Source organism: Streptomyces sp. NPDC005551 (assembly GCF_042871785.1).
GTDB lineage: Bacteria > Actinomycetota > Actinomycetes > Streptomycetales > Streptomycetaceae > Streptomyces.
Genome location: NZ_JBIAJE010000005.1, coordinates 315383 through 330911 on the forward strand (window position 1 = coordinate 315383; position 15529 = coordinate 330911).

The window sequence follows — 15529 nt, forward strand, 5'->3', positions numbered from 1 at the left end:
CCCGTACGGCAGTAGGGTGACGCCCGTGGCACCACGACCGTTGCACGAAATCGTCGAAGCGGGCTGGGCGAAGGCCCTGGAACCCGTCGCCGGACGGATCGCCGGGATGGGTGACTTCCTGCGCGCGGAGATCGCCTCGGGACGCACCTACCTCCCGGCCGGACCGAACGTCCTGCGCGCCTTCCAGCAGCCCTTCGACGAAGTCCGCGTCCTCATCGTCGGACAGGATCCCTATCCCACCCCGGGGCACGCGGTGGGACTGTCGTTCTCGGTCGCGCCCGAGGTGCGGCCGCTGCCCGGCAGCCTGATCAACATCTTCCGCGAACTCACCACCGACCTGGGGGTTCCGCAGCCTTCCAACGGCGACCTCACGCCCTGGACACAGCAGGGGGTCCTGCTGCTCAACAGGGCGCTCACCACGGCGCCGCGCAGCCCCGCGGCCCACCGCGGCAAGGGCTGGGAAGAAGTCACCGAACAGGCGATACGGGCGCTGGCGGCCCGCGGACGGCCGCTGGTGTCGATCCTGTGGGGCCGCGACGCCCGCAATCTGCGTCCGCTCCTCGGGGACCTCCCGTCGATCGAGTCCGCACACCCCTCCCCCATGTCGGCGGACCGGGGCTTCTTCGGCTCCCGCCCCTTCAGCCGCGCGAACGACCTGTTGACCGGGCAAGGCGCCCAGCCGGTGGACTGGCGACTGCCGTGACGCCGCCCGGCCCGGTGTCCGGCGTCCTCGCCGTGGACTCGGGAGGCTCCGGGGTGCGGGCCGCGCTCGGTGTCCCCGCCGGCCACGGCACCGCCCGCCCCGCGCCGCTGACGTCCGAAGAGCCGGTACGCACGGGCTCCCGTGGCATCGACGCGGGACATCTGCTGGAGCAACTGCTGCCGATGGCACGGCGGCTGATGGCCGACGCCGGTGTCGGTGAACTCGGGGCCGTCGCTCTCGGCGCCGCCGGTTTCGCCACCCTCGGTGCCGATCTGCGCTCGGTGCTGCCGTCCGCCCTGCACCGTGAACTGGGCGTACGACGCGTGGTGTTGGCCGCCGACGCCGTCACCGCGTACACGGGCGCTCTCGGCCGGCAGCCGGGCGCGGTGATCGCCGCGGGCACGGGCATGATCGCCATCGGTACGGACCTGACGAGCTGGCGCAGGGCCGACGGCTGGGGTCATCTGCTCGGCGACTGCGGCGGCGGGGCCTGGATCGGGCGCGCCGGCCTGGAGTCGGCCGTCCGGGCCTTCGACGGACGGCGCGGGGGTTCGGCGGCGCTGCTGGCCCGCGCGGAGGAGATGTTCGGGCCGGTGCCTGAGCTGCCGGGCCGGCTGTACGCGCGGGCCGACCGGGCCGCGGTGCTGGCCTCGTTCGCTCCCGAGGTCGGCGCCTGCGCGGACGCCGACCCGGTGGCGGCGGGGATCCTGCGGGCGGCGGCCCGGTACATGGCCGAGTCCGCCGCGGCCGTCTGCCCGGACGGCAGCGAGGCGCAGGTCGCCCTCACCGGAGGCCTGTTCAGGATGGGCGAACCGCTCCTCGTACCGCTGCGCGCGGAGCTGGCGGAGCAACTGCCGCACGCCCGCGCGGTGCCGGCCGCCGGCGACCCCCTGCACGGCGCCATGCTCATCGCCGTCGACCTGGCCCGCGGCGAACTCGCGCTCGCGCGCGACGAACGCCTGCTGCACGTGGTGACCGAGGAGACCGGTTGACCGGCTTCACCCGGGTCGGCCGTGCGAGGACATTCCGCCGGACGAAACCGGACAGTCACGCCATGCGCGTCAAGTCGCACAGCGGCGATCATTTCTGATCCGTATGCAACTCATGCGACAAAACCGGACGGATACCGCTCACCTGCACCCTCCCCGAACAGGGGAGCCCAGGAAACCAGTAACATGCGGCGCCATGAGCTCCCCCACTGGGCCCGCGTCCGGCCTGCCCGTACGAATGCCGCGACCCCGCCAGCCAGGGCGGCACCGCCGCCCGGAACCCCTGGCGGCTCCCGAGGGCGCGCCCGCGCTCGTCCTCGCGCTGCCGGGCACTCCCAGTGCCGCCACGCGCAGCCTCGCCGAGGAGGTCGTGAGCATCGCCCGCTCCGAGCTCCCCGGCCTCGACGCCCGCATCGGGTACCTGGACGGCGACGACGCCGAGTTCCCCACCCTGCAGTCCGTGCTCGGCCGTGCCGCCGGTGAGCGCACCGCCCGCTTCGAGCAGGCGCGCGCCGCCGGGGCGGACGTGGCCGAGCCCGACGGCCCCGTGGCCGTCGTGGTGCCGCTGCTCGCCGGTCCGGACAACGCCCTGCTGCGCCGGATCCGCCAGGCCGTCATGGAGAGCCGGGTCGCGGCCGATCTGACCGACGTGCTCGGGCCGCACCCGCTGCTCGCCGAGGCGCTGCACGTGCGGCTGTCCGAGGCGGGTCTGGCGCGCGCCGACCGGGCCCGGCTGTTCACCGTGGCGACCGCCGCCGACGGCATCATCCTCGCGTCGGTGGGCGGCGAGGAGGCCGTGCAGGCGGCCGGGATCACCGGCATGCTGCTGGCCGCGCGGCTCGCGGTGCCGGTGATGGCGGCGGCGCTCGACGAGGAGGGCTCGATCGCGGCCATCGCCGAGCAGCTGCGTTCCTCCGGTTCCCAGCAGCTGGCGCTCGCGCCGTACCTGATCGGTCCCGAGCTGGACCCGGGGCTGCTCGAGGAGGCCGCCAAGGAGGCGGGCTGCTCCGCCGCCGAGGCGCTCGGCCCGTACCCGGCGATCGGCAAGCTCGCGCTCGCCAAGTACACGACGGCGCTGGGCATCGCCCCGCAGCAGCCGCAGGGCGCGCCGGTCCGCTAGACCTGTCCGGCCGGCGCGCGGAAGCCGCCGGCAGGGCGCACACCGCACGTCGGACGCCGAAAGGGCCCGTTTCCACGGAAACGGGCCCTTCGCCGTGCGGGAGGTCCGGGGGCGCCGGAGAGCGGTTCCGCGGTTCAGCCGAACACCACGCAGGACGCCGCGGGCGCCTGGATCGAGCCGCCCTTGCGCAGCATCCCGGTGACGGGGTCCACTGCGAACCAGGTCACGTCGCCGGAGCGTTCGTTGGCGACGTGGAGGAAGCGCCCCGAGGGGTGGAGGGCGAGGGCGCGCGGCCAGGTGCCGCCGCACGGGACCGTCGCGACGAGTCGCAGCTCCTCTCCGTCGAGCGCGAGCACCGAGATCACGTCCTCGCCGCGGACGGCGGTCCACACGAACCGGCCGTCGGGCGAGACGACGATGCCCGACGGGAACGCGTCGCCGTCCGGGGAGCCCGGCAGCACGGAGGTCTCACCGAGGGGCCGCAGCGCCCCCTCTGCGGCGTCCCAGCGGCAGACGGTCACGGTGGGCGCGAGTTCGTTCGCGAGGTACGCGTGCTCGCCGCGCGGATGGAACGCCAGGTGGCGGGGGCCGCAGCCGGGCCGCAACGCCGTCTCGCGGTGCAGCGCGAGCGTTCCGCCGTCCAGCGCGCACACCCGCACCGAGTCCGTGCCGAGGTCCACGCTCACGGCCCAGCGGCCGCTCGGGTCGGGCTGCACCTGGTGGGCGTGCGGGCCCTGCTGGCGGGGGGCGTGCGGGCCCGAGCCGGTGTGCGTGAACACGTGGGAGGGGGCGTCGGCGAGCCTCCCGTCGGCGCGGACGGGCACCGCGGTGACACTGCCGGAATCGTAGTTGGCGGTCAGGACGTGGCCGGCGAAGAGGCTGAGGTAGGTGGGTCCGCTGCCGCCGACCGGCACGGGCGGCCCGGCCTCGACCAGCTTGTCGCCGGACACGCGGTAGGCGGCCACCGCCCCGTCGGCCGTCTCGCTGACCGTGTAGAGCATGCCGCCGTCGGGCGACAGCGCGAGGTACGACGGGTCGGGTACGCCGTCCGCCGCGCTCAGCACCGTCAGGGTGCCGCCTTCCGCGTCCACGTCCGCGATGAGGACGCCGAGGCCTCCCGCCGCCGTGAACGAGCCGATGAACGCCCGTGGTTGCCGCATGACGCCGTCTGTCACTGCCGTCCCTCTCTCGCTCCTGCGCTGTCCGGGGCGACGGTAGCAGCCGGGGTCCATCGGTCTGGACCAAGTCGCCGCGACGCACGGCGCGTTCGGGGTTTGCGCGGAAAGGCACCGCCGAACCCCGCGGTCTCACGCCCCCAGCAGCCGCGAGCCTCCCAGCGGTGCGGCGAGGGCGGCGAGCGCCCGCTCCAGGCCGTGGAGGTGGGCGAGGGCCTGCTCGGCGCCGGGGTGGTGGCCGGGGACGGCCGCGTGCGCCGGCAGGGCACGTTCCGGTACGGCGCCGACGAGCGTCTCCATCGCCGCCTCGACGCGCCCGCAGGCGGCGGTCAGACGCGCGTCGTGCGAGGCGTCCGGGTCGGCGGCCACGGCGGCGAGTCCACGGGCCTCGCGGGCGCACTCGTCGAGCAGGGCGAGGACCTGACGGGCCCGTGCCTTGCGCGCCCGCAGCGGGTTGAGCGGATGGACCAGGGGTGCGAGGGCCTGCCGGACCCGCCCGAGGAGTGCTTCGAGTTCCGCCACGCGGGGCGCGGGATCCGCGGAGGCGTCACCGGCCAGCCGTCGGGCCGCGGCGGCGGTGCAGCCGTGGACCGCGTGCAGCGCCCGCTCGATCCAGCGGTCGGTCACCGCGTGCGTGGTGACCGGCAGGATCAGCGTGACCGCGAGCGCGGCGCCGAGGGCGCCGACCCCGGTCTCGGCGAACCGCAGCGCCAGCAGCCCCGGATGCAGCACGCCGAGGAGTCCGTACAGCAGGCCCGCCATGACGGTGACGAAGAACATCATCCAGCTGTACGAGGGCGCCGCCGTGTAGAAGATGCCGAAGACGCACACGGCGACGAGCACGGCGGTGGGCGCCGGGGCACCGTGCAGGGGGACGGCGACGAGCAGCCCGGCTCCGATGCCGGTGACCGTGCCGACGACGCGCCGGAAGCCGCGGACCAGGGTCTCGCCGCGCGACGCGGTGTTCACGAAGATCCACCAGGCGGTGCCGACGGCCCAGTACCAGCGCTCGTGCGAGAGGACCGGGCCCGCGGCGACGGCGAAGGCGCAGGCGGCGGTCGCCTGGAAGGCCTGGCGGGTGGCCGGGCGGCCGAGCCCGCGTCCGTCCAGCGGGGCGGGCGCGGCGGGCAGCGGAGTGCGCCGCTCGATGCACCACGCGCCGAAGCGGACCGCGGAGGTGGCGGCCAGGGACAGCGCGACGGCCTCGTACAGCTCCGGCAGCTGACCGGTCTCGGCGTGCAGGAACTGGGTGGTGAAGAACATCATGAACGCGAAGATCCCGAGGGCGTGGCCGCGCGGTCCCCAGCGGCGGGCGTACACCCCGCAGAAGATCACCGCGAGCCAGGTCGCGTCCCGCAGGGCCGGCACCCCGTGCAGCGCGGTGGCGACCGCGAGGACGGGGAAGCCGACGGCCGGCAGCAGCGCGGTGGTGACCGCCTGGCCGCGCACCGTCGGGTCGCCCACGGTGAACAGCGCGAGGAGCGCCGCGAGCCCGCCCGTGATCGAGGCGGGCAACGACAGTCCGGCGAGTTCCGACAGGGTCACTGCGAGGCCGATGCCGAGCACCGCCCGCGCCGAGACCCGCAGCCGGAACAGTCCCGGATCCGGAGCCTTGAACATCTTCTTCACCGCCGGCAGCCCGCCCCCATCGCGTCGACACAGCCTTTCGAGGACACCCTCAGGACGTGGGAATGGCGCCGCGGGCACGGATCCGGCTTCGTTGCCTGTCCTGCGCTGCGCGGCGCCATCAATGGGCACAAGGTAAACATCAGCTGGGCGATGGCTCAACCGGCCCTGATTTCACTGGGCCATTGGTACAGTCACCCAGGATCACTCATGACGGCAGGGAGGCCAACGGACCATGGCCGTGGACGAACTCGACACCCGCATCCTGCGGCTCCTCCTGGAGCAGCCGCGCACCAGCGTGCGGGAGTACGCGCGGATCCTCGGAGTCGCCCGCGGCACGCTGCAGGCCCGCCTGGACCGGCTGGAGCGCGACGGCGTGATCACCGGCACGGCGCCCGCCCTGTCCCCCGCCGCACTCGGCCACCCCGTCCTCGCCTTCGTGCACGTCGAGGTCACCCAGGGCAATCTCGACGACGTGGGGGACGCGCTCGCCGCCGTGCCGGAGATCGTCGAGGCCTTCTCGATCACGGGCGGCGGTGATCTGCTGACCCGGGTGGTGGCGCGCGACAACGCGCATCTGGAGGACGTCATCCAGTCCCTCATCAGCCTGCCGGGAGTCGTCCGGACCCGTACCGAAGTGGTGTTGCGCGAGCGCGTTCCGTACCGGCTGCTGCCGCTGGTCGAGTCGATGGGCCGGGCGGCCGACGGCTGACCCGGCGGCCCTTCCGGAGCCTCGCCCCACGCACCGGCGATCCCGGACCGGGCCCCTTCACCGCCCCGCCCGTGTGCTGTCGCCGGGATTGCTGGGCACACGTACCCGTACGGGTGGCGATGCGGAGGGCACCCGGATCGCGCGGCAGCCCGGTACGGGAAGCCGGAGGAGGATCGTCCGGGCCGTTCGCCCGGCCCGGACGGGCACGGACGTGCAGGAGAGCGCCGGTGGTCGTGGCTCGCCGCACCAGGGCCGGATGGAGGTGCGATGTCCACACGGACCCACCGTCTGACCATCACCGAGATCACCCGTTGCGACGCGTGCGCGGTCCTGCGGGTCAGCGGCGAGTTCGACCACAGCTGCGAGGGGCTCTTCCTCGGCACGCTCGGCGCCAGCATGGACGCCGGTCACCGGCATCTGGTGCTGGATGTCACGGCTCTCGTCTTCTGCGACTCACGGGGACTCAACAGCCTGCTGGCCGTCCGGTGGCTGCTGGAACGCCGCCAGGGAAGGCTCATGCTGGCCGGAGCGGGCCGCCGCCTCACGGAACTGCTGGCGCAGACGGGGAGTTCGGAGCTGCTGCCCTCCCGGCTCACGGTCGGGCAGGCCCTGCTGGACCTGCCCGCGGAGCACCGTCCGGTGTGGCCGCCGGTGGCATCCAGTCCGGAGGACCGTGCGGTCCGCGGGTCCCCGCAGCCGCCGCACCGTCCGTCACCGCAACAGAACCCGCGGGGCGGCGGGGGCGAGTGACCGGGCGGACGTCACGCCCGTCCCGGTCGGGGCTCACAGCCCGTCGAGCTGTCCCGTCGCGCGCCCGAGGTAGGTGACAGGACCGGGGTCGGGCACGTCGATCTCGTGGAAGCCCAGACGGTCGTAGAACGCCCTGGCCGGGCGGTTGGACGTCACCATCGCCAGGTGGACGGCCGGCACGCCCCTGTCCCGCAGTGCGAGCAGCAGGGTCCGCATCAGCGCACGGCCGTGGCCGCGCCCCTGCCACTCGGGGAGCAGGTCGATGTGCAGATGGGCCGGGTACGCGGCGACTTCCGGGACGACCATGCGCTCGGGACGGTGCAGCAGCAACATCATCGCCTCGTCGGGCGTGCTGGCCGGTTCGGGCGGCCGCGGATAGCGGTCCGCGACCAGGGGCAGCCACCGGTCGCGGAAGGCCGCGGCGAAGCGGACGGTGTCCGCGGTGCCGAGGATGTAGCCGACCGCCTCCCCCCGCCCGTCGTCCAGCACGAACGCGAGTTCCGGCTCCAGCTCCACGTACGGGACGGCGAAGGTCGTGGGAAAGATCCCGGGATCCTCGTAATGGGGCCTGCTGTCTCCGCCGTTGTGGGCGGTGCGGACGCAGATGTCCTCGAGGGCCGCTCGGTCCTTGCTGCGGTAGGGACGTACGGCGGGAGACGAAGTCACCGCAGCATCCTGCACAACGGGGAGCGCTCCCACAACTCCCCGTTCCAGGACGGGTGCTTCGAAGTCCCGTCACCCACCCGTCAGGAGCGGGGCTCCCGCGGAGGCCGGGGGCCGGCCCCGAGCAGGTGCAGGTACATCGCCGTGACGTCGCGCACGGCGGCCTCGGACGTCCCGGGTGCCGCGGCGGTGAGCCGGGCGAACTCGACGCACATGCCGCCCACCACGCGGGCGACGGCGAGCGGCTCCGCGACCGGCGCCGCCCTGCCCTCGGCGGCCAGCCGGCGGATGTAGCGCGCGTGGCGGTGCACGGGCCGCTCCCTGATCTCCTTCCACAGCTCACGCACGTGCGGGTCACTGCGGGTCTGCTGCTCCAGCAGGCCGAGCAGTGGCAGGTGCCGGGCGTAGGCGGCGATGAAGGCGCCGACGGAGGCCTGGAGGACGCGCGGTTCGCCGGGCGTGTCTGGATCAGGAGATCGTTTCGTCGGCCCCTCCCCCGAGGTGCTCGCCCTCTTCGGGGACAAGGCACGCGCGCTTGCGCTCGCCGTGGACCTCGGCGTGCCGGTCCTCGAAGGAACCCGCGCAGACACCGGCCTCGACGAGGCGCGGAATTTTCTCGCGGGCGGCCCGGTCATGGTCAAGGGGGTCGGCGGGGGCGGCGGCCGCGGGATGCAGGTGGTGCGGTCGGCCGGGGAACTGGCACAGGCCTGGGAACGCTGCCGCTCCGAGGCGCGACAGAGCTTCGGCAGAGCCGAGTTGTACGTGGAGCGGTTGCTGGAGGGCGCCCGGCACGTCGAGGTGCGGATCGTCGATGACACGACCGGGGCCGTCACGCACCTGTGGGACCGGGACTGCAGCGCGCAGCGTCGGCACCAGAAGCTTTCCTCGTTGGCGACGCTCGGGCGCCCGCCGACCCGGCCGCGCTCGCGGGCGGCGGCCAGGCCCTCGTTCGTGCCGATGACGATGGGTTCGCGGATGAACTCGGCGAGGGCTGCGAAGACGTGGAAGACCAGCCGGCCGCCCCTGCTGCGCGGCTGCCGCCCCGCGCAGCAGGGGCGGCAGCCGCAACGTGCGAGGTGTTTCTACCTCTTCTTCCCCTTGATCAGGAAGAAGGCCACGACAGCGGCTCCGAGGAGCAACATGACGATGGTTGCCGGCCAGTTGTCTGTTGTCGCCGCTGCCTGTGGGGACACATTTCCTCCTGCATGATCTCTCCGTCGAGAACTCCGCCAGCCCAGTACGCGCCCTTGACGCCCCGGTCCATCGTGCGGAGGTCTTCAGCGCCTTGGTGGCGAAACCGACCTTGGCTCCGGAGGGGGTGCCACCCGGACGAGGCGCTGTGGTGCGGCGCCGTGCCGGTCAGGCGACCTGGTGCCTGCCGACCTCCAGGAAGTGGCGCAGCGCTTCGGGTGTGTTGTCGTCGAGGGCGGCGTTGGCTGCCGCGCGCAGGGCCGGGCTGATGGATGGGTCGGCGAGGATACGGGCGATGGCGACGCGGTCGTCCTCGGCCTGGGCGATCCGGTGGCCGGTCTCCAGCCAGGCGCGCATCGCCTCGGAGTCGTTGGCGTCCAGGAGGGCGTTGACCTCGGCGATGACGCGCCGGCCGCTGTCGGGGTCGGCGAGCAGGCGCGTGATGGCGACGCGGTCGTCCTCGGCCTGGGCGATCCGGTAGCCGGTCTCCAGCCAGGCGCGCATCGCCTCGGGGTCGTTGGCGTCCAGGAGGGCGTTGGCTTCTCGTGTCACACGCCGGCCGCTGTCCGGGTCGGCGAGGATCCGGACTATGGCCACCCTCAGGTCGTCGGCGTCCGGCTCGTCCGCGGACGAGGACACCGCGGGCACCGTCACCGCGGTCGGTGCCGCCGTGGCGGCGAAGGACGGGGTGGCGAGCAGGAGGGCCGGGGCGAGGATGCCCGCGGCAATGCAGGGCGCTGTGCGATGCAGTCGCAAGGGGAATGCTCCTCTTCGTTTTGCTGCGGAGGTGAGTTGAGGACGCCTCAGGGCGTTCACTTCGGTGATGCTGCCACCTGGGTCTGACAGTGGCCATTGCCCCGCTGCGGTCGCAGGCCACCGTCGCCGCGGAGGTGGCCGGTGTTTCATAGCGGCGCGCCTTCGAGAAGGGCGGCCTTGTGCGCGGCTCGTGGCTGTCGGGGCATGATCGGGGCGAGACGATTCCTGGGGGCGGTCGTGGTGGGGTCCGAGCGCGTGGTGGTGCGCGATGGCGTTCGGCTTGTCTGCCGGGACCGGGGCGGGCCGGGGAGCCGGTCGTGCTGCTGCACGGCCGTCATGCGGGTCCTTACCCCATCCGGCAGTGAAATCCGAGAGGTCGTGTGCGGGCTGCGCACGCTCCTCGATCAGTCCGCCACGGTGGCGTACCGTTCGCTGGTGACCGAGCCGTGCCTACGGATACCGGCATCAGCCATGAACCGCTGGGGCCGGGGCACCGACCGCGCCCGCGCACGTCAGGGCCCCGGGACCCTGCGGCCCGCCGCCCTCGCCACCAGCACCAAACGCGCCGGCAAGGGAATACCCGGCGCGAATACGTTTTGCCAGCAGGACGCCTCGACCCTCAATGACCCCGATGCCCCCTCCCCAGACACCGGTAGGAGCAGTCCGACCATGGCATACGACCCGAATCTGGCCGACCGCATCCGGCAGGTACTGTCCGGCCGTGCCGACTCCCGCGAGGTGAAGATGTTCGGCGGCCTCTCCTTCATCTTCAACGGAAAGATGGCAGCCACGGCCAATGCCCACGGCCAGTTGATGGTCCGCTGCGACCCGGAGCGAGCTACAGAACTGCTGAAGCGGCAAGGCACCCACTGGCCCGAGATGCGGGGCAAACCGATGAGCCGGGGATGGATCGTTGTCGATGCCTCTGCCCTCGCATCGGAGAAGGCCTTCCGCTTCTGGATCCAGGAAGCACTCGACTACAACAGGAAAGCGACCTCAAAATGACCGACACCGCCCGCCCGGCGCTGCGGTGTGCTGTACCGGCGGCGGCGTTGTCACTGCTGTGGACCGCGTCGTGCCAGGTTTGAACAGCGGTCGGTCGCCGGCCAACAGGTCCGCTCCGCTTCCTCCTCGCGCCCGACGAACTGCCCACTCTTCCCGTCGCAGGGGTCATTGAGGCTCCTTGAGACAAGAGAGCGGTCCCGTCTGACGGCGGAACCGCTCGGTGGTGTGGCTGGCGACGGCCCGCGCTGGGGAGGTATCCCCCGTTCCGATCTGGGGGTGCGCCGGATAGTGCCCCAGTGGGAGCGAAACTAGCCTCCAGCCATGACTTCGACTCTGAGAAAGCACCTGGTCATGGCACTCGGTGTCGCTACGCTGCTCGCCGCCGAGGTGGCCCCCGCCATCGCTCGGCCCGCCAGTCCCTCCCCTGTGGAGCAGTTACGCCGGGACACCAAGGCGATCCACGCCCTCGGTGTGAGCGGTGTGCAGGCCCGCGTGATCGCGCCTGACGGTCGGCAGTCAGTCGCCACCAGCGGTACCGCCGACCTGAACACCGGCCGCCCGGTCTCTTCCGGCGGCTACTTCCGCATGGCCAGCACGTCCAAGACGCTGGTTGCCACCGTGGTCCTCCAGCTGGAGGCCGAGGGCCGGCTGTCCCTGGACGACACGGTCGACCACTGGCTGCCCGGAGTTGTGCGCGGCAACGGCAACGACGGCAGCCAGATCACCATCCGCCACCTGCTCCAGCACACCAGCGGCATCCGGGACGCCCTGCCCGGATACACCACGCCGAAGGAGTACTACCAGCAGCGCTACAACATCTACGAACCCGAGCAGCTGGTCGACCTCGCCATGGCCCATGAACCGGAGGACTTCCTGCCCGGCAAGGGCTGGGCGTACTCCAACACCGGCTACGTCCTGCTCGACATGATCACCCAGAAGGCAACCGGTCACCCCGCTCACCAAGAGACCGAAAACCGCATCCTGCGCCCGCTGGGCCTCGACCAGACCCGGTGGATGGGCACCTCGCCCACCCTGCCCAGGCCCCACGCCCAGGCTTACCAGCTCTTCGGCCCTGGTTCCCGGGTGGATGTCACCGACCAGATACCGGTGGACCACGCGAACCTTTCGTGGGTCACGACCACTCGGGATGAAAATCACTTCTTCCGCGCGCTGCTCGACGGCCGCCTACTACCGGCAAGGCAGCTGGCCAAGATGAAGCAGACCGTCCCCGTGAGCGCGGAGGTCCAACAGTTGTGGCCCAAGGGCCGGTACGGGCTCGGCCTGGTCGAACGTCCTCTTGGATGTGGAGGAACCTACTGGAGCCATGAGGGCGGGGACGGCGGCTACATCACCCTGAACGGAGTCACCGATGACGGGCGTCGAAGCGCTGTGGTCTCCATGTCCGAGGCCCGCGGCGACACCATGGAGCACATACTGGAGCAGGAGAACGCGGCCAGCGCCCTGATCGACCACGCACTGTGCACCGGGGATCCAAGCACCCCGTGAGCGGAGGTGTCGTCGCTGTGGGCGGTGAGCTCAGCGCGGCGCTCCGCTGGTGCCGCACAGACCAGCGGCCGTGCACCCCCTTGCCTCTCATGGGCCTTTCCCACTCACCCCGGCGATGGCCCGTCTTCGTCGTCCACGCTGCCCCTGTCAGCCCTGACGACGCGCCCGTCTACGGCGTGTCCGGTGAATCGTTCGGCGCCTGGCTAACCTTAGGCCGTGGCCCTCTACTTCGATCCGGTGCCTGTGCTCGGCGATGCGCGCGGAGCGTTCCTCGGGCAGTGGTCGGATCGGAAGTGGCTCAACGTGCCCGGACCGTTCTATGGGGCAGACACTGACAACTGTGGCACCGGCCGTATCCATGCGCCGGAGCTCGTGCTCTACGAGGCCGACTACTTCACCGAGTACGTGTACCGGCAGCCCCGGACGCCGGACGAGCTCCAGCAGCTGGTCGGCGCAGCAGAGTCCGAGGCGTTCTCCGGCTATGGCTGTGACGGCGACATCCATTGGACGCCGGCAGCGGTGCGGGAATGGTGGCACGACCGAGGGCTGATCAGGGAGTATCTGGCGAATCGGCGAGCGGACTGGGAGGCCGATGACGCGAAGGCCGGGCAGAGGGTGGCCGCGGCTGCCAGGAGCTACGCCGCGTACCTCGACGGCGAGCTGGCATCGCATCTCCGCGTCTACCTTTTCTGGCTTGAGGAGCGACGCTCTCCGACGAGAGCGAACCGCCTGCCGCAGCTCTGATGGCGGTGGGGCATCAGTCGCAGAGCCGGAGGCGGATCGCGGCGACGGTCACGGTGCCGTGGAACACGCAGGCGCGCTTGTCATAGCGCGTCGCCGCAGCACGGAAGCCTTTCAGCCGGTTGATCATGCGTCGGACTTCGTTGCGGCGCTTGTACGTGGTGCGGTCAAAGCCGAGTGGACGGCCGCCCGCTGAACCGCGGGCCAGCGGTGGCCTACCTGATCCTTCTTCTCCGGAAGGCTGTGCGGGATCCGACGTTTGCGCAGATAGATCGTACGCGGCGGGAGCTCAGGCCTTGTCGGCGCTCAGTGTGTCCGGACGCGTGCGGGGGCGGCCGCCACCTTGTCGAGGAACGCGGACCTCGGCCGGGCCGCCCCGCGACTCACATTGAGCAGGGGCTGAACCATGCGGACTTTTGTGGCGCGAATGAATCGCCCCCGTCCCGCTCTCGTCGACCACCCTCCTCTGCCCGCTTCCGAAGCCTCAGGGTTCGACGTCAGAACAAGTCCTGCAGAGAGCTTCCGTCCAGTTGCCCGGCGCGTCTACGCTCACTACCTATGGGAGCGCTCCCACGGTCGTCGGAACAGCGTTGTGCGCCGCATGGAAGGCCATCCAGCCAGGGAGAGGCGCATTGCCCATTGTGGAACCCGCTTTGAGGCCGGTCTCTCGCCGGGCGGCGCCCATATGGCGTGTTCGGTCACATACGTGCGTTGAGGGAGAGTGCGATGAGCATGCGAAGAGCCCTGCGGGCTTTCGGCGTTGTCGGAGTGCTTGTGGCGGGTTCGGTGGCCGGATTCGGCGGCCCGGCCTCGGCGGTCGGTCGGTCCGCCGCAGACGGCAGGGCATCGGCGGCCGCCGCGGCGCCGGCACTGCACGTTTCGGGCAACCGCCTGGTCACCGGGTCCAATTCGACGTTCCGCCCACTGGGCGTCAACCGGTCCGGCGGGGAGTTCGGCTGTGTCCAGGGCAAGGAGATATTCGACGGGCCGACGGACCAGGCGGCCGTCGACGCGATGAAGGCATGGAAGATCAACACTGTCCGGATCCCGCTGAACGAGGAGTGCTGGCTGGGCACCGGGAACTTACCTCCGACAGCGCCCACCGCTGCGGCGTACCAGCAGGCGGTCAAGACCTACGCGGACCGCCTGGTGGCCAACGGCATCAACGTGATCCTCGACCTGCACTGGACTTGGGGCGAGTACACCGGCCCCGGCGGCGGCTGCACGGACGTCGCGGCCACCTGTCAGAAGCCGATGCCGGACGCGCGCTACACCCCCACGTTCTGGTCCGAGGTGGCCACGATGTTCAAGGGGAACGGGGCGGTCATCTTCGACCTGTTCAACGAGCCGTACCCGGACGCGGCCAACAACTGGTCCGACGCCACGGCCGCATGGACCTGTCTGCGTGACGGCGGCACCTGCGCCGGGATCACCTACCCGGTCGCCGGCATGCAGACCCTCGTCAACGCGGTACGCGCCACCGGCGCCACCAACGTGATCATGTCGGGCGGTCTGGAGTGGACCAACAACCTGAGTCGGTGGCTGGAATTCAAGCCGGCCGACCCCACCGGCAATCTGATGGCCTCATGGCACTCCTACAACTTCAACGGCTGCGTGACCACCTCGTGCTGGGACAGCAACATCGGAGCGGTCGCCGCCCAGGTGCCGGTCCAGGCCGGCGAGATCGGTCAGAACACCTGCGCCCATGACTACATCGACAAGGTGATGGCCTGGGCGGACGCCAACAAGGTCGGGTACACGGCCTGGACCTGGAACCCTTGGGGTTGCAGCGGTGGCAATGTGCTCATCGAGGACTGGAACGGCACACCGACCAGCACCTACGGTGAGGGGTTCAAGGCGCACCTGCTCAGCCAGACCCCCGATGATCCCGGCGGTGACACCGCTGCGCCCACCGCTCCGGGGACTCCCACCGCCTCCGAGGTGACGGCCACCTCCGCGACCTTGAGCTGGGCGGCCTCCACGGACAACGTGGGTGTCACCGGCTACGACGTCGTCCGTGTCACCGGCGGCACCGAGACGCGGGTGGCCGGCTCGGCGTCCAACCGGGCCACGGTCACAGGGCTGTCCGGCAACACGGCCTACACCTTCGCCGTTTACGCCAAGGACGCGGCCGGCAACCGCTCCACCCGCTCCGCCACCGTTACCGTCACCACCACCGGCACCCCGGCGGGCACCTGCTCCGTCGGCTACCGCTTGGTGGGGGACTGGGGAAGCGGCTTCCAGAGCGAGATCACCATCCGCAACACCGGCGCCGCCGCCGTCAGCAACTGGAAGCTCGGCTTCACCTTCACCAACGGCCAGACCATCAACAACATGTGGGGCGGTACCCCCACCCAGGCAGGCGACTCCGTGAGCGTGATCCCCGCCTCCTACACCGACACCATCACCGCCGGCGGTTCCGTCACTCTCGGTTTCATCGCCAGCAGGGGCGCCACGAACACCGCCCCGACCACCTTCACCCTCAACGGCAGGACCTGCACCACAGCCTGACCACAGCCGCTGCCCCGCAACCGACATCAGTTGCGCCCCCGCAGTGGCCCCACCGCAACCCCCGGAAACCCAGACCCGGCG

General features: G+C 71.6%; 15 protein-coding genes and 1 pseudogene. 10 read left to right on the top strand and 6 right to left on the bottom strand.

All coding sequences use genetic code 11. The features are described from left to right. The first annotated feature begins 25 nt into the window (after positions 1-25). The 3 genes from ACFYP4_RS16855 to ACFYP4_RS16865 all read left to right on the top strand — a co-directional run bounded on the left by ACFYP4_RS16855 (position 26) and on the right by ACFYP4_RS16865 (position 2812). Positions 26-703: a uracil-DNA glycosylase gene (locus ACFYP4_RS16855; protein WP_358851240.1), complete on the top strand. Its 678-nt coding sequence runs from the start codon at positions 26-28 to the stop codon at positions 701-703. Further along, entirely contained in the window at positions 700-1695 is a 996-nt protein-coding gene (locus ACFYP4_RS16860; protein ID WP_388785990.1) for an N-acetylglucosamine kinase, read from the top strand. The genes ACFYP4_RS16855 and ACFYP4_RS16860 overlap by 4 nt, the downstream gene beginning before the upstream one ends. Before the next feature lie 193 nt (positions 1696-1888). Beyond that, on the top strand, positions 1889-2812 hold the full coding sequence (locus ACFYP4_RS16865) for a hypothetical protein (protein WP_358851238.1): 924 nt from the start codon (positions 1889-1891) through the stop codon (positions 2810-2812). 134 nt (positions 2813-2946) lie between these two features. On the opposite strand, the gene ACFYP4_RS16870 is transcribed toward ACFYP4_RS16865, so the two are convergent. Next, positions 2947-3987, bottom strand: coding sequence for a lactonase family protein (locus tag ACFYP4_RS16870; RefSeq protein WP_388785992.1), 1041 nt, complete (start codon positions 3985-3987; stop codon positions 2947-2949). A gap of 132 nt (positions 3988-4119) precedes the next feature. Next, positions 4120-5607, bottom strand: a complete 1488-nt coding sequence (locus ACFYP4_RS16875; RefSeq protein WP_388785994.1) for an FUSC family protein — start codon at positions 5605-5607, stop codon at positions 4120-4122. 241 nt (positions 5608-5848) lie between these two features. Here ACFYP4_RS16875 and ACFYP4_RS16880 point away from each other — a divergent pair, with 241 nt between their 5' ends. Next, on the top strand, positions 5849-6325 hold the full coding sequence (locus ACFYP4_RS16880) for an Lrp/AsnC family transcriptional regulator (protein ID WP_358851235.1): 477 nt from the start codon (positions 5849-5851) through the stop codon (positions 6323-6325). Positions 6326-6592: 267 nt separating this feature from the next. Continuing rightward, positions 6593-7075, top strand: coding sequence for an STAS domain-containing protein (locus tag ACFYP4_RS16885; RefSeq protein ID WP_388785996.1), 483 nt, complete (start codon positions 6593-6595; stop codon positions 7073-7075). Positions 7076-7108: 33 nt separating this feature from the next. On the opposite strand, the gene ACFYP4_RS16890 is transcribed toward ACFYP4_RS16885, so the two are convergent. Continuing rightward, complete coding sequence (locus ACFYP4_RS16890) at positions 7109-7741, bottom strand: GNAT family N-acetyltransferase (RefSeq protein WP_388785998.1); 633 nt, start codon at positions 7739-7741, stop codon at positions 7109-7111. An 80-nt stretch (positions 7742-7821) separates the two neighbouring features. After that, on the bottom strand, positions 7822-8262 hold the full coding sequence (locus ACFYP4_RS16895; protein ID WP_388786000.1) for a hypothetical protein: 441 nt from the start codon (positions 8260-8262) through the stop codon (positions 7822-7824). Here ACFYP4_RS16895 and ACFYP4_RS16900 point away from each other — a divergent pair. Continuing rightward, a complete protein-coding gene (locus ACFYP4_RS16900; RefSeq protein WP_388786002.1) occupies positions 8240-8947 on the top strand; it encodes a hypothetical protein in 708 nt (235 codons plus the stop codon). The two genes, ACFYP4_RS16895 and ACFYP4_RS16900, sit on opposite strands and share 23 nt — an antisense overlap. A 150-nt stretch (positions 8948-9097) precedes the next feature. On the opposite strand, the gene ACFYP4_RS16905 is transcribed toward ACFYP4_RS16900, so the two are convergent. Beyond that, positions 9098-9685, bottom strand: coding sequence for an ALF repeat-containing protein (locus ACFYP4_RS16905; protein ID WP_388786004.1), 588 nt, complete (start codon positions 9683-9685; stop codon positions 9098-9100). 435 nt (positions 9686-10120) lie between these two features. Between ACFYP4_RS16905 and ACFYP4_RS16910 the strand changes: the two genes are divergently transcribed. The 3 genes from ACFYP4_RS16910 (at position 10121) to ACFYP4_RS16920 (ending at position 12940) form a co-directional block, all read left to right on the top strand. Then, positions 10121-10690, top strand: coding sequence for a TfoX/Sxy family protein (locus tag ACFYP4_RS16910; protein ID WP_388786006.1), 570 nt, complete (start codon positions 10121-10123; stop codon positions 10688-10690). A 321-nt stretch (positions 10691-11011) separates the two neighbouring features. Further along, positions 11012-12196 (top strand): serine hydrolase domain-containing protein, encoded by a 1185-nt coding sequence (locus ACFYP4_RS16915; protein ID WP_358851230.1) that lies wholly within the window; start codon positions 11012-11014, stop codon positions 12194-12196. A gap of 216 nt (positions 12197-12412) precedes the next feature. Beyond that, on the top strand, positions 12413-12940 hold the full coding sequence (locus ACFYP4_RS16920) for a ferredoxin (RefSeq protein WP_358851229.1): 528 nt from the start codon (positions 12413-12415) through the stop codon (positions 12938-12940). Between the two features lie 13 nt (positions 12941-12953). On the opposite strand, the pseudogene ACFYP4_RS16925 reads toward ACFYP4_RS16920, so the two are convergent. Then, positions 12954-13298 (bottom strand): annotated as a pseudogene (locus ACFYP4_RS16925) (IS5/IS1182 family transposase); the annotation flags it as partial. A gap of 365 nt (positions 13299-13663) precedes the next feature. Here ACFYP4_RS16925 and ACFYP4_RS16930 point away from each other — a divergent pair. Continuing rightward, positions 13664-15448 (top strand): cellulase family glycosylhydrolase, encoded by a 1785-nt coding sequence (locus ACFYP4_RS16930; RefSeq protein WP_388786008.1) that lies wholly within the window; start codon positions 13664-13666, stop codon positions 15446-15448. Positions 15449-15529 lie beyond the last annotated feature (81 nt).

Excerpts from the sequence above, each read along its gene's own strand:
- ACFYP4_RS16915 (WP_358851230.1), top strand. The coding sequence starts at position 11,012 with ATGACTTCGACTCTGAGAAAGCACCTGGTCATGGCACTCGGTGTCGCT.
- ACFYP4_RS16875 (WP_388785994.1), bottom strand. The coding sequence starts at position 5,607 with ATGTTCAAGGCTCCGGATCCGGGACTGTTCCGGCTGCGGGTCTCGGCG.
- ACFYP4_RS16865 (WP_358851238.1), top strand. The coding sequence starts at position 1,889 with ATGAGCTCCCCCACTGGGCCCGCGTCCGGCCTGCCCGTACGAATGCCG.
- ACFYP4_RS16930 (WP_388786008.1), top strand. The coding sequence starts at position 13,664 with ATGAGCATGCGAAGAGCCCTGCGGGCTTTCGGCGTTGTCGGAGTGCTT.
- ACFYP4_RS16885 (WP_388785996.1), top strand. The coding sequence starts at position 6,593 with ATGTCCACACGGACCCACCGTCTGACCATCACCGAGATCACCCGTTGC.
- ACFYP4_RS16880 (WP_358851235.1), top strand. The coding sequence starts at position 5,849 with ATGGCCGTGGACGAACTCGACACCCGCATCCTGCGGCTCCTCCTGGAG.